We start from the raw sequence: 12,904 nt of genomic DNA, 5'->3' as shown, positions 1-12,904 counted from the left end.
AGTAAGAGAGGAATTAGTGCCTCGCGGCACAGCACATACAGCAAGACCGAGGGCTTCAGGACTATGTTCTGAAGCCCTTTTTGCTTTCAGGGCAACTCCAACCCACCCGCAGCCTTGTGCAACTTCCTCAAATGTTCGCCAACCTGTTTCAGGTTCTCTTCGTTGGCGGCCATTTCAGCAGCGCGGCTTGGCTCGAGCAGCGCTCGCACTTCCTTGTCGAGGTCCCCGGTCAGCACTTGAAGCTGCTTCTGACGCAGATTGCTTTCCGACTCCAGGCGCGTCCACTCGTTCGGCTGCGGCAAACCATAGCCACCGGTGCCGAGCAGTTCGGCCGGACGGCTGAGGAAGCCACTGTTGGCGAGAATCTGCTTCAAGGTCGCGTTGGCCTTATCCATGCTGCCGTTGTTCAATTCCTGAGCGCCCAGATAGCGTTGCTTCACTTCGTCCTGGGCCAATACTAATTGTTGGCGGAAGCTCGCCTGCTCCAGTAACAGCAATGCCGCGCTGGTGCGCAGGTCCGCCTGGTCAATCCATTTGCGGCGCTCATCAGCTTTCAATGCCAGCCAGTCTTCGACCTTTTCCTGCTTGATCGGCAAGTGCTTTTTCAGCACCTCGAACATCGCTTGATAACGCTCGCGGAAGGAGTCGAAGCGATAGCCCAGGCGTAACGCTTCGCGAGGGTCGTCGAGCACGCTGGTATCCGCCAGTCCACGGCTCTTGAGTACTTCCAGCAAGCCGTTGGGCATGATGCTGTCGAGCCCTGTCAGCTGGGCATTATTGCTGCCGCTGCGCAGCAGCTTCAGGCTTTCCACGGCGCAGTTGTTGGACAGGAAGAAGTAATTGCCGTCGTAACTCCAGTGCATCTCGGCGGCGTGCTCCACCACGTCTTCGATCTCGCTGCGCGACAGGTTCAGCGGTACCGAGGCCAGGCTGCGCAGTTCGGTCTTGGTGTATTCGTCGATCACCTGGGCCAGCGGCAGCACAAACAGGCGCGATGGATATTTGCCCACCAGCCCATCCCAACTCGACAACTGTACGTCGCCGACGAAGGCGCGGTAAGACAGCACCAGATGTTGATCCAGATCGAGGCGGCAATCCGGCCCGCGAGGCCGACCGGGCGCGCAGATCACCAGTCGCAGCATGCTGTGACCCCAGCGGCTGACCCAGTTCTGGTTGGCTTCTGCCAGCAGATAGTCGACGGCATACACCCGTTCCGGATCGACCTGGCCCAAGGGCTGTTTGGCGAAATCATTACCGGCATTGAGGAAGGCGAATGATCGGGCGCAGGTGTCTTTGGCGGCGGGCGCCCAGCCGAAGTGTTCTTTGTAGTAGCGATACAGCGCAGGGCGACGGCAGGCATAGCTTGGGTCGAGGAGGAAGTACTCCATGTTGACCGCGACGAACTCCTTCGGGCTGCTCGTCTCGTAGATGTCCGGGCTGCGGGCAATCTGCCGGTTGTGCTGTTCGCGCTCGCCGCGCCGACCGACGTATTGCGGCCAGCCGGCCAGATCAAGCAGGCGAGGGTCGTCGCTGAGGGTCCAGCGTCGGTCGGTCTGTCCGCGGCACTGATCCGGGATGCCGATCAGTCCGGAGCTGCTGTTACGTTGTGTGCAGCGCTGGATCAGTGTGCGCTCGGCGTCCGGCCACAGGCGTGCGCGGTCGTAGATGTGGGTGAGCTCGTGCAACACCGTGGCGAGCAGTTCCTGACGCACGGTGCCGTGGGGGCGATAGGTTTTTTTGGTCGCGGCGCTGCCGTCGGTGAGGCTGGCGAGCAGGTTGCGATTCAGGTCGAGCTCGGACACCAGTGATGCCTGGCCATAGGCATTGCTCGGCATGTTGTCGGTCCAGCCGACATCGATGTGCCGGTCCAGCTGCTCGATGAAGCGTGGCGGTAACGCCTGCATGGCTTCATCGAGCAGCGCCTGACTGGCCTGCTGTTGCGCGGGGCTCAGGCCGTCGGTCTTGAGCCGCAATTGCAAGCCGGCCTGGGCCGTGCTGCCAAGCAGCAACACAACCCCGGCCAGCAGCCAGGCGCTTAGTGATTTCACAGTGCGAGGACGGCTTCGGCGAGAACCTGATCACTGGCGTCGCGGGCTTCCGGTACGCGGGTGCGCAAGGTGTCGAAGGCAGCTTCCAGGTGTGCACCACGGATTGCACCCTCGCTGGCGACGAAACTGGCCGCATCGTCGTGGGCTTCACGGACGATCTTCGAATCGCGGATGGACGTGGTGGTATCGGAAGTGAAATCAAGCGTGCGCTGGGAGGCACGAATGATCATGTTGCTGGTGGCTACCAGGGTTTGGGCCTGGGCCACGTCGGCCAATAGCAGCAGGCCAAGGGTGGCAGCAATCAGCGGGCTACGCATGGAGTGACTCCGGAGAAACAAGGATAACTATTGGACGAGAATTGCCTGCGCCAGTTCAAGGTCGCTGGCATGAAGTTTTGGCTGGGTCCGGCGCAGGTAGATCAAGGCCGATTCCAGTTGTGCTCCTCGCAGTTGGCCGTCACTGGCGATGAACGCTGCAGCGTCATCCCGGGCGGCGATCAGCATTTTATGGTCGAAGGGCGCGGAGGTCACCATGCTGGTGGCGTAACCACTGGCTACGGTGCCTTGTGTGGACAGGTTGAAAGCGTCGAAGGCATGGGCCGAACCCGACCAGCAGGCCGCGAGAAAAACCGGAGTGATCAACAGACTTGAAAGAAAACGCATGAGGCTCGATAGCTGAAAGCGAGCCCCAAGGCTAGCGCAATGCCCGGGCTAGAGCCAGCGTCGAAACATCGGGACACGACGGGCGTGTCCCGGTTCAGCACAGTTGCCTAGATCGTCAGGATGGCCTGGGCCAGCTGTGCGTCGGTCGCATTCAGTTGTGGAGCCTGTTGGCGGATATGGTTGAGCGCGCTTTCCAGTTTCACGCCACGGATGGCACCTTCACTGGCAACGAAGCTGGCGGCATCGTCACGGGCAGCACGGACGATTTTGTTGTCGCGAAAGGAGGACGAGACATCCGAAGTCGCGTCGGAGGAAGCCTTCAGGCCATTAACGATGGAGTCGGTGGTCACGATAAAACTGGAGGCGTGGGCATTGGCAGCCATGGCAAGCAGGGCTGCAGCGCTGAGCAGGCGAAGGGGGGACATGAGGTAGCTCCTTTGGATAGACCGATAGAGAGGTGGCAAAGGATCAGACGCCTGTCGTCTTAAAGCGTTCGCCACGTTTTATACAGATATTAGGCCTGCGTACATCGGTTAGAACAGTCCCGCTTGTTCATGCAGGCGAGCGCAGACACCCTTAGAATAAACTGTACTGGTTGTTTTTATATATTTAAAAACTGTAACTGTCGGTAGTTTTCTCTTCTGTACGCCCCCAATATGAAGCCCTAAAACGACAAAACCCGTCGTGGTTTCCCACGACGGGTTCTGTTTGTTCAATTCGGGTTGCTGGCGGTGGACCCGGTGGGTCAGAGCCAGCGACGCTAACTTAGCGCCAGAACGGCTTGCTCAGCTCTTCGTAGCGTTGTGCTTCGCTAATCCCGGCGTCAGCCAGCAGACGCGAATCCAGGCGAGCCAGTTGATGGCGGCTGGAGATGCGGCGCTGCCACAGCATCAGGTTGGCGATAACGCGCAAAGGCAGGGAAGCCTGGGTTTTTGCAGCAGTGTCTTCGAAGAACAGTTCGGAACTGAGTGTACGTTCCATGGTTGACATCCTTCCGCTTATGGCGGGATTAGGTAGTGGTTTAACTTTGACTGATGCCAATGATCCTCTCGTTTGGCCAGTCTCTGTAGATACAGTTCACCTGTATTGTGAGAGACCAGTTAACTGTTAAACGGTGGTGTACTGGTCTAAATTGAGGCAACTGTACCTATCGGCACCATTATGGTGCATTTATAGGGCTTTGGCTGGAAAAGGTAGGCAATTACGGTAGGAAAAGACCGGTACAGCAGTACAGTTTTTGATTGAAAGGAATGCTGCAACAGCGAGCTGACGAAACTGTGTTTGCGTCAGCTGCTATCTGTATCAATTACACCGCCAGCATGCGCCCGGTTTCTTCCAGGTTCATGTGCCAGCTCAGTGCGTCACGCAGGATATGCGGGGTATGCCCGCCGACCGCGCAAGCAGCAGTGAAGTAGTCATTCAGGGCTGGGCGATAGTCCGGGTGCACACAGTTGTCGATGATGACGCGGGCACGCTCACGCGGCGCCAGGCCTCGGAGGTCGGCCAGGCCGATCTCGGTCACGAGAATATCGACGTCATGTTCTGTGTGGTCGACGTGGCTGACCATGGGGACCACGCTGGAAATCGCCCCGCCCTTGGCGATCGACTTGGTGACAAAAATCGCCAGGTGCGCATTGCGCGCGAAGTCGCCCGAGCCGCCGATGCCATTCATCATCCGCGTGCCGCAGACGTGAGTGGAGTTGACGTTGCCGTACAGGTCGAACTCCAGCGCGGTGTTGATGCCGATGATGCCCAGGCGCCGCACCACTTCGGGGTGATTGGAGATTTCCTGGGGGCGCAGCACCAGCTTGTCCTTATAGTGCTCCAGATTCCCGAATACATCGGCATTGCGCCGGCTCGACAGGGTGATCGAACTGCCCGAAGCGAAGCTCAACTTGCCGGCGTCGATCAAATCGAAAGTCGAATCCTGCAGCACTTCGGAGTACATGGTCAGGTCTTCAAATGGCGAGTCGATCAAGCCGCACATCACCGAATTGGCGATGGTGCCGATTCCGGCTTGCAGTGGGCCGAGTTTGTTGGTCATGCGACCGGCAGCCACTTCTTGCTTGAAGAAGTCGATCAGGTGGTCGGCGATGGCCTGGGTGTCCACATCCGGCGGCAGCACAGTAGAGGGCGAGTCGGATTGATTAGTGATCACGATCGCGACGATTTTTTCCGGCGGTATCGGGATGGCAGTGCTGCCGATACGGTCATCGACCTTCACCAGTGGAATCGGCGTGCGGGTCGGCCGGTAGGTAGGGATATAGATGTCGTGCAAGCCTTCGAGATTCGGGTTGTGCGCCAGATTGATCTCGACGATCACGTGTTTGGCGAAAATCGCGAAGCTGGCCGAGTTGCCCACCGAGGTGGTCGGCACGATATGGCCCTGCTCGGTGATCGCCACGGCTTCGATCACCGCGATGTCCGGCAGCTTGAGTTGCTGGTTACGCAGCTGCTCTACGGTTTCCGACAGGTGCTGGTCGATGAACATGACTTCGCCGGCATTGATCGCCTTGCGCAGAGTGCTGTCCACCTGGAACGGCATGCGTCGCGACAGTACGCCGGCTTCAGTCAGCTGTTTGTCGAGGTCGTTGCCCAGGCTGGCGCCGGTCATCAAGCTTATTTTCAGCGGCGTGACCTTGGCGCGCTCGGCCAGTGCATGAGGCACGGCCTTGGCTTCGCCGGCTCGGGTAAAGCCGCTCATGCCGACGGTCATGCCGTCCTGAATCAGAGCGGCAGCGTCGGCGGCGCTCATTACCTTGTCCAACAATGAAGGCAAGCGAATACGGTCACGGTACATGATTGTTATCTCGGGCAACGGAAGCAAGGTGCGCAGTCTAGTGAATTCGAGCGGTGCCCGTCCCGCTACCAAGGTCGCATTCGGGGCGTCTATTCCGGTGCTTTCAGGCAAAACACCTTTGCAGGATCGGTAACAGACGCAAACAAAAACGCCCCGACGAGTCGGGGCGTTCAGGTTGCCGAAGGTTTTTACTCGACGGCTTTAACCATGTCTTCGATGACTTTCTTGGCATCGCCGAAAACCATCATGGTCTTGTCCAGATAGAACAACTCGTTGTCCAGGCCGGCATAGCCGCTGGCCATCGAGCGCTTGTTGACGATGATGGTCTTGGCCTTGAACGCTTCGAGAATCGGCATGCCGGCAATCGGCGATTTCGGGTCGTTCTTGGCTGCCGGGTTCACCACGTCGTTGGCGCCGAGCACCAGCACCACGTCGGCCTGGCCGAACTCGGAGTTGATGTCTTCCATCTCGAACACCTGGTCGTAAGGCACTTCGGCCTCGGCCAGCAATACGTTCATGTGGCCAGGCATCCGGCCGGCAACCGGGTGAATCGCATACTTCACGGTTACGCCGCGGTGGCTCAGTTTCTCGGTCAGCTCTTTCAAGGCGTGCTGCGCCCGTGCTACCGCCAGGCCATAGCCTGGAACGATGATCACGGTGTCGGCGTTGGTCAGCAGGAAGGTGGCGTCATCAGCCGAACCGGATTTCACCGGACGGGCTTCTTTGGAGCCCGCCGGGCCAGCATCCGCGGTGTTGCCGAAGCCGCCGAGCAGTACGTTGAAGAACGAACGGTTCATCGCCTTGCACATGATGTACGAGAGGATCGCACCGCTTGAGCCCACCAGCGAGCCGGCAATGATCAGCATCGAGTTGTTCAGCGAGAAGCCGATACCCGCTGCCGCCCAACCGGAGTAGCTGTTGAGCATCGACACCACGACGGGCATGTCGGCGCCGCCGATCGGGATGATGATCAGCACGCCCATCACGAAGGCCAGGATCAGCATCAGGGCAAAGGCGCTGAAGTTGCCGGTCAGCATGAACGTGACACCCAGTGCCAGCGTCGCCAGACCCAGCAGCAGGTTCAGTTTGTGCTGACCGCTGAACTGTACTGGTGCGCCCTGGAACAGGCGGAACTTGTACTTGCCCGACAGCTTGCCAAACGCGATCACCGAACCGGAGAAGGTGATTGCACCGATGGCCGCGCCGAGGAACAGCTCCAGACGGTTGCCCGCCGGAATCGAATCGCCCAGATGTTTAACGATGCCCAACGACTGCGGCTCGACGACGGCTGCAATGGCGATGAACACCGCCGCCAGACCGATCATGCTGTGCATGAAGGCGACCAGCTCCGGCATTTTGGTCATTTCAACGCGCTTGGCCATGATCGAACCGGCGGTACCGCCGGCCAGCAGACCGACGATGACGTAGCCGATGCCGGCGGTAGCACCGCCTTGCTCAATGGAGAGCGCCGCCAGCTTATAGATGAGACCGATGGTGGTGAGGATCGCCAAGGCCATGCCGAGCATGCCGTACACGTTGCCGCGCCGCGACGTGGTCGGGTGCGACAGGCCTTTGAGGGCCTGGATGAAGCAGATCGACGCGATCAGGTACAGCGTCGTTACCAGGTTCATGCTCATTACTTGGGCGCCTCTTCTTTTACGGCTTTCGGGGCTTTTTTCTTGAACATCTCAAGCATGCGACGGGTGACCAGGAAACCACCGAACACGTTCACGGCCGCCAGAGCCACCGCCAGGGTGCCCATGGTTTTGCCCAATGGTGTTACGGTCAAGGCAGCCGCCAGCATCGCGCCGACGATCACAATCGCCGAAATGGCGTTGGTCACCGCCATCAATGGCGTGTGCAGTGCAGGTGTAACGTTCCAGACCACGTGATAACCGACATAAATCGCCAGCACGAAGATGATCAGGTTGTAGATACCGGGGGAGATAAGCTCTTCCATCGTCTGAATCCCTGCTTAGGCGTTTTTGCGGATGACTTGGCCGTCGCGGCACATCAGGCACGCGGCGACGATGTCGTCTTCTAGGTTCACTTCGAACTGGCCTTCCTTGTTGAAGACCAGCTTCAGGAAGTCCAGCAGGTTGCGTGCGTACAGCGCCGAAGCGTCTGCCGCCACCGCACCGGCCAGATTGGTCGGGCCGACAATGGTCACGCCATTCGAGACCACGACCTGGTCCGCCACGGTCAGCGGGCAGTTGCCGCCCTGCGCTGCGGCGAGGTCGACAACCACCGAGCCTGGCTTCATCTGCGCCACGGTTTCGGCGCTGAGCAGCGTCGGCGCCTTGCGACCCGGGATCAGTGCCGTGGTGATGACGATGTCAGCCTGCTTGGCGCGTTCGTGTACGGCCAGGGCCTGACGCTGCATCCAGCTGGCCGGCATGGGGCGCGCATAGCCGCCGACGCCGACGGCGCATTCGCGCTCTTCATCGGTTTCGTACGGCACGTCGACGAATTTCGCACCCAGGGATTCAATTTGCTCCTTCACCGCAGGACGCACATCGGACGCTTCGATCACGGCACCCAGACGTTTTGCCGTGGCAATCGCCTGCAAACCGGCCACACCGGCACCGAGAATCAGCACGCGCGCCGCTTTCACAGTGCCCGCGGCGGTCATCAACATCGGCATGAAGCGTGGGTAGTAGTGAGCGGCCAGCAGCACGGATTTATAGCCGGCGATGTTCGCTTGGGAGGACAGCACATCCAGGCTCTGGGCGCGGGAGGTGCGTGGCGCAGCTTCCAGCGCAAACGCGGTAATGCCGCATTCGGCCAGTTTGGCGATGGTTTCATTGCTGAACGGGTTGAGCATGCCGACCACTACGGTGCCGCTCTTGATCAGCGTCAGTTCGCTGTCGCTGGGGGCGACCACCTTGAGAATCAGCTCGGCACCAAACGCATCGTTGGCGCTGCCAATGGTTGCGCCTGCCGCTTCATAAGCACTGTCGACAACGCTGGCGTTAATGCCGGCGCCGCTTTGTACAGTGACCTTATGACCCTGGCCGATCAGCTTCTTGATGGTTTCCGGGGTTGCAGCAACCCGTGTTTCACCCGTCTGGGTTTCGAGAGGAACACCAATGTGCACGTCAAATCTCCTGCGTGATCTTATTGAGTAAACCCAGGCACTTCGGATGGTGCGGCTGGGGCGGCCGATCAGCACGACCCCACCAAATCAGGGCGGGGCGCGGCATTTTGCAGGCGAACTTTGTGCCCTTCAAGGGATTATGACGGGTGACGGAAAATTAACTACAAGTCACCCCGTGACCGAATGTCGCACCTTTCCGTTAAATCCCTTGCAGGCCGTGGCTTCTAAGGATTTTTGCCAAAATTCAAGAATTTACACATCCGCACGGTGAATAGGTTGTCATTGCCTGCCAATAGAGGCTCAAAGCCACGTACTCAAACGCTTGTGGGACGTTTGTGCTGTTTGTCGGTACAGTCTGTCAATATGCGACAAATACTTATATCTGTAGTGCTTTTGTTTTGCTGACTACGCGGTCAGCTAATGGCTGTGAGCCTTTATCCTTCTAGGTTGTAGCTGTGTGCCTGATTCACCAGCCAATCGCGAAATGCCTTTAAAGAGGCTGATTCGACCTTTCGATCAGGAATCATCAGGTAGTAGGCCTTGATGCTCGATAGTGCTTGGGTATTGGCAATGACCAGGCGCTTCTCTGCCAATTCGCGCTGAATCAGGAATGGCGGAATCAGCGCGATCCCCATGTCATGCATCGCTGCCTGGGCGAGCATGGAGAATAGCTCGTAACGCGGCCCTGTCATGTCTCGCGGGATATTCAGGTTCTGGGAGTTGAACCATTGGCGCCAGGCATAAGGGCGAGTGGTCTGTTGCAGCAAGGGCAGCTCGGCGATTTCACCGGGGCTCAGGTTGGTTTTTTGGCCCAGCAGCGTGGGGCTGCACACCGGCATCGGGTTCTCGCCCATTAACCTGTGGGATTCGGTACCTGGCCAGTCCGCGTCGCCGAAATAAATGGCGGCATCGAAGTCGGTGTCGGCAAACAGGAAGGGGCGCGTACGGTTGGTGAGGTTGACCGTCACCTCCGGGTGTTTGTGCTGGAAATCCTTGAGTCGTGGCAGCAGCCACTGAGTGCCGAAGGTCGGAACCACCGCCAGTTCGATCGAGTTGGCGCCTTGCTGGCCCATCACTGACAAGGTGTCCCGTTCAACCGCGTCGAGTTGGGTGGCCACCCTGCGACTGTAGGAAAGCCCGGCTTCTGTCAGCTTCACTCCGCGCCGTGAACGCCGGAACAGCTCGACATTGAGGAACTCCTCGAGGCTGGCTATCTGTCGGCAAATCGCTCCCTGAGTGAGAGAAAGCTCCTGGGCAGCCTTGGTAAAGCTCTCGTGGCGCGCTGCCGCTTCAAAGCTGATCAGGGCTGTTGTGCTGGGGATCTTCCTGCGCATGTACGTCAACCTCACTAATGCATTGCATAAAGGCGATTTTGCAACGTTTCGAAGTGAGAAATTAGCACAACAGTATGCGAAAACCTCGTTTGCCGGGACGCCGAACCCGGCCTAGGATCAATCCACGTTATTTGACCCGATTCGAGAGGACTCACTCATGGGCGGTAAAGCTAGCTTCAACTGGATCGATCCCCTGTTGCTGGATCAACAGCTCACTGAAGAAGAACGCATGATTCGCGACACGGCCGAGCAGTTTGCTCAGCAGAAGCTCGCACCGCGTGTTCTCGAAGCTTTCCGTCATGAGAAGACTGACCCGGCGATCTTCCGTGAGATGGGTGAGGTGGGTCTGCTGGGGGCGACCATCCCTGAGCAATACGGTGGCAGCGGCCTGAACTATGTCAGCTACGGCCTGATTGCCCGTGAGGTCGAACGTGTCGACTCCGGCTATCGCTCGATGATGAGTGTGCAGTCTTCGCTGGTCATGGTTCCGATCAATGAATTCGGCACCGAAGCACAGAAGCAGAAATACCTGCCGAAGCTGGCCACGGGTGAATGGATTGGTTGCTTCGGTCTGACCGAGCCCAACCACGGTTCCGACCCGGGCGCGATGATTACTCGTGCACGCAAAGTGGAAGGTGGCTACAGCCTCACCGGTAGCAAGATGTGGATTACCAACAGTCCGATCGCTGATGTATTCGTGGTTTGGGCCAAGGACGATGCGGGCGACATTCGTGGCTTTGTGCTCGAGAAGGGCTGGAAAGGTCTGAGCGCTCCGGCGATTCATGGCAAGGTCGGCTTGCGTGCATCCATCACCGGCGAGATCGTCATGGACAACGTGTTTGTTCCTGAAGAGAACATCTTCCCGGATGTCCGTGGTTTGAAAGGCCCTTTTACCTGCCTTAACTCGGCGCGTTACGGCATTTCCTGGGGCGCACTGGGCGCTGCCGAGTTCTGCTGGCACACCGCTCGCCAGTACACCCTGGATCGTCAGCAGTTTGGTCGTCCATTGGCGGCCACTCAGTTGATCCAGAAGAAGCTGGCCGACATGCAGACCGAAATCACTTTGGCGCTGCAAGGCTGCCTGCGTCTGGGGCGCATGAAAGATGAAGGTACTGCTGCGGTCGAGATCACTTCGATGATGAAGCGCAACTCCTGCGGCAAGTCCCTCGACATCGCTCGCATGGCGCGCGACATGCTGGGTGGCAACGGTATCTCCGATGAGTTCGGTGTGGCTCGCCACCTGGTCAACCTGGAAGTGGTGAACACCTATGAAGGTACGCATGACGTCCATGCGCTGATCCTCGGTCGCGCGCAGACCGGCCTCCAGGCGTTCTATTAATAGGAGAACGGCCATGGGCGCGCTTTCGCATCTACGGGTACTGGATTTGTCGCGGGTGCTCGCCGGGCCTTGGGCCGGGCAGATTCTTGCGGACCTTGGCGCTGACGTCATCAAGGTCGAGCGCCCGGGTAATGGCGATGACACGCGTGCCTGGGGGCCTCCGTTCCTTAAGGACGCTTATGGCGAGAACACCAGCGAGGCGGCTTATTACTTGTCCGCCAACCGCAACAAGCAATCGGTGACCATCGACTTCACGCGACCAGAGGGGCAGCGGCTGGTGCGTGAGTTGGCGGCGAAGTCGGATATCCTCATCGAGAACTTCAAGGTCGGTGGTCTTGCGGCATATGGGCTGGACTACGAGTCGCTAAAGGTGGCCAATCCGAAGCTGATCTATTGCTCGATCACCGGGTTCGGTCAGACCGGCCCGTATGCCAAGCGTGCGGGTTATGACTTCATGATCCAGGGCTTGGGCGGTCTGATGAGTTTGACCGGTCGCCCCGAAGGAGATGAAGGTGCAGGCCCGGTGAAAGTTGGCGTGGCGCTGACAGACATTCTGACTGGACTCTATTCAACGGTAGCGATCCTGGCTGCGCTGGCTCATCGGGATCATGGTGGCAGCGGTCAGCACATTGATATGGCATTGCTGGACGTTCAGGTGGCGTGTCTGGCGAACCAGGCGATGAACTACCTGACTACGGGCATTGCGCCTAAGCGCCTGGGCAACGCCCATCCGAATATCGTGCCTTATCAGGACTTCCCTACAGCCGATGGCGACTTCATCCTTACCGTGGGTAATGATGGGCAGTTCCGTAAATTTGCGGAGGTGGCCGGGCAGCCGCAGTGGGCGGATGATCCGCGTTTTGCGACCAATAAGTTAAGGGTGGCAAATCGGGCGGTGCTGATCCCGCTGATCCGCCAGGCGACCGTGTTCAAGACCACTGCTGAATGGGTGACGCAGTTGGAGCAGGCAGGCGTGCCGTGTGGGCCGATCAATGATTTGGCCCAGGTGTTTGCCGACCCTCAGGTTCAGGCTCGAGGGTTGGCTATTGAGCTGCCTCATGCTTTGGCCGGGATCGTACCTCAAGTTGCGAGCCCGATACGCCTGTCCGAGACGCCAGTGGAGTACCGTAGCGCACCTCCTTTATTGGGTGAGCACACACTGGAGGTTTTGCAGCGGGTATTGGGTCTGGATGCCGGTGCAGTCGCTGCTTTCAAAGAGGCGGGGGTGCTCTGAAGTCCTCTTCTATATAGAGGGAGTGGTTTTGCTCTCCTCTATAGAAGGAAAACGGGCGGTTTTCCGGCTTTCTGCAAGCTATTGATAGAAAAGCCAAATTAGAGGTTGACGGCAGATTCTGGACGTCTATAATTCGCCCCACTTCCGGCGCAGTCGAAACGGAAAACTCCTTGGTAAACAACGAGTTACGCAGTTTTCGACAGCGGTTATGCTTCAGTTCATCGAAGCCAGAAGGAGTTGGTAAGGCAGGGTATTGTCGCCTTATTGACGGTTCGATCTTCTCGGTCGAAAGCGGAGAAAAAGAGGTGTTGACAGCAGCGACTAACGCTGTAGAATTCGCCTCCCGCTAACGAGAGATCGGAAGCGCAAGTGGTTGAAGTTGCAAAGGAA

General features: G+C 58.5%; 12 protein-coding genes. 2 read left to right on the top strand and 10 right to left on the bottom strand.

Annotation, left to right across the window (positions count from 1 at the left end; genetic code table 11):
* Positions 1-86: 86 nt before the first annotated feature.
* The 10 genes from AC1DIS_RS21835 to AC1DIS_RS21790 form a co-directional block, all read right to left on the bottom strand.
* Positions 87-2,048, bottom strand: a complete 1,962-nt coding sequence (locus AC1DIS_RS21835; RefSeq protein ID WP_064615709.1) for a DUF7844 domain-containing protein — start codon at positions 2,046-2,048, stop codon at positions 87-89.
* Complete coding sequence (locus AC1DIS_RS21830) at positions 2,045-2,365, bottom strand: DUF2388 domain-containing protein (RefSeq protein WP_086945264.1); 321 nt, start codon at positions 2,363-2,365, stop codon at positions 2,045-2,047. Before AC1DIS_RS21830 ends, AC1DIS_RS21835 begins: the two co-directional genes overlap by 4 nt.
* A gap of 27 nt (positions 2,366-2,392) precedes the next feature.
* The gene (locus tag AC1DIS_RS21825; RefSeq protein ID WP_018927233.1) at positions 2,393-2,710 is read right to left on the bottom strand and encodes a DUF2388 domain-containing protein; all 318 of its coding nucleotides are present in this window, start codon (positions 2,708-2,710) and stop codon (positions 2,393-2,395) included.
* A 107-nt stretch (positions 2,711-2,817) separates the two neighbouring features.
* Positions 2,818-3,135, bottom strand: coding sequence for a DUF2388 domain-containing protein (locus AC1DIS_RS21820; protein WP_064615713.1), 318 nt, complete (start codon positions 3,133-3,135; stop codon positions 2,818-2,820).
* A gap of 340 nt (positions 3,136-3,475) precedes the next feature.
* On the bottom strand, positions 3,476-3,691 hold the full coding sequence (locus AC1DIS_RS21815) for a DUF1127 domain-containing protein (protein WP_018927231.1): 216 nt from the start codon (positions 3,689-3,691) through the stop codon (positions 3,476-3,478).
* Between the two features lie 325 nt (positions 3,692-4,016).
* Entirely contained in the window at positions 4,017-5,510 is a 1,494-nt protein-coding gene (locus tag AC1DIS_RS21810) for an acetyl-CoA hydrolase/transferase family protein (protein WP_064615715.1), read from the bottom strand.
* Positions 5,511-5,698: 188 nt separating this feature from the next.
* The gene (locus tag AC1DIS_RS21805) at positions 5,699-7,147 is read right to left on the bottom strand and encodes an NAD(P)(+) transhydrogenase (Re/Si-specific) subunit beta (protein WP_018927229.1); all 1,449 of its coding nucleotides are present in this window, start codon (positions 7,145-7,147) and stop codon (positions 5,699-5,701) included.
* Positions 7,147-7,470, bottom strand: a complete 324-nt coding sequence (locus tag AC1DIS_RS21800; protein ID WP_003187010.1) for an NAD(P) transhydrogenase subunit alpha part 2 — start codon at positions 7,468-7,470, stop codon at positions 7,147-7,149. The genes AC1DIS_RS21805 and AC1DIS_RS21800 overlap by 1 nt, the downstream gene beginning before the upstream one ends.
* 15 nt (positions 7,471-7,485) lie before the next feature.
* On the bottom strand, positions 7,486-8,607 hold the full coding sequence (locus tag AC1DIS_RS21795; protein WP_018927228.1) for a Re/Si-specific NAD(P)(+) transhydrogenase subunit alpha: 1,122 nt from the start codon (positions 8,605-8,607) through the stop codon (positions 7,486-7,488).
* Between the two features lie 434 nt (positions 8,608-9,041).
* Positions 9,042-9,941 carry a LysR family transcriptional regulator gene (locus AC1DIS_RS21790; protein ID WP_018927227.1) on the bottom strand — a complete coding sequence of 300 codons (900 nt, stop codon included), beginning with the start codon at positions 9,939-9,941 and terminating at the stop codon, positions 9,042-9,044.
* Positions 9,942-10,098: 157 nt separating this feature from the next.
* On the opposite strand from AC1DIS_RS21790, the gene AC1DIS_RS21785 reads away from it, so the two are divergent.
* Entirely contained in the window at positions 10,099-11,280 is a 1,182-nt protein-coding gene (locus tag AC1DIS_RS21785; protein ID WP_018927226.1) for an acyl-CoA dehydrogenase, read from the top strand.
* Between the two features lie 13 nt (positions 11,281-11,293).
* A complete protein-coding gene (locus AC1DIS_RS21780) occupies positions 11,294-12,514 on the top strand; it encodes a CaiB/BaiF CoA transferase family protein (protein WP_018927225.1) in 1,221 nt (406 codons plus the stop codon).
* Positions 12,515-12,904: the final 390 nt, after the last annotated feature.

The organism is Pseudomonas sp. 05N433, from assembly GCF_056396925.1.
The sequence above is the reverse complement of the archived record's forward strand: the minus strand, read 5'-3'. Positions and strand labels throughout refer to the sequence as shown.

Bases quoted from the DNA above. Each gene is read 5' to 3' on its own strand.
- AC1DIS_RS21830 (WP_086945264.1), bottom strand. From the start codon at position 2,365: ATGCGTAGCCCGCTGATTGCTGCCACCCTTGGCCTGCTGCTATTGGCC.
- AC1DIS_RS21780 (WP_018927225.1), top strand. From the start codon at position 11,294: ATGGGCGCGCTTTCGCATCTACGGGTACTGGATTTGTCGCGGGTGCTC.
- AC1DIS_RS21790 (WP_018927227.1), bottom strand. From the start codon at position 9,941: ATGCGCAGGAAGATCCCCAGCACAACAGCCCTGATCAGCTTTGAAGCG.
- AC1DIS_RS21820 (WP_064615713.1), bottom strand. From the start codon at position 3,135: ATGTCCCCCCTTCGCCTGCTCAGCGCTGCAGCCCTGCTTGCCATGGCT.
- AC1DIS_RS21815 (WP_018927231.1), bottom strand. From the start codon at position 3,691: ATGGAACGTACACTCAGTTCCGAACTGTTCTTCGAAGACACTGCTGCA.
- AC1DIS_RS21785 (WP_018927226.1), top strand. From the start codon at position 10,099: ATGGGCGGTAAAGCTAGCTTCAACTGGATCGATCCCCTGTTGCTGGAT.
- AC1DIS_RS21805 (WP_018927229.1), bottom strand. From the start codon at position 7,147: ATGAGCATGAACCTGGTAACGACGCTGTACCTGATCGCGTCGATCTGC.
- AC1DIS_RS21810 (WP_064615715.1), bottom strand. From the start codon at position 5,510: ATGTACCGTGACCGTATTCGCTTGCCTTCATTGTTGGACAAGGTAATG.
- AC1DIS_RS21825 (WP_018927233.1), bottom strand. From the start codon at position 2,710: ATGCGTTTTCTTTCAAGTCTGTTGATCACTCCGGTTTTTCTCGCGGCC.
- AC1DIS_RS21800 (WP_003187010.1), bottom strand. From the start codon at position 7,470: ATGGAAGAGCTTATCTCCCCCGGTATCTACAACCTGATCATCTTCGTG.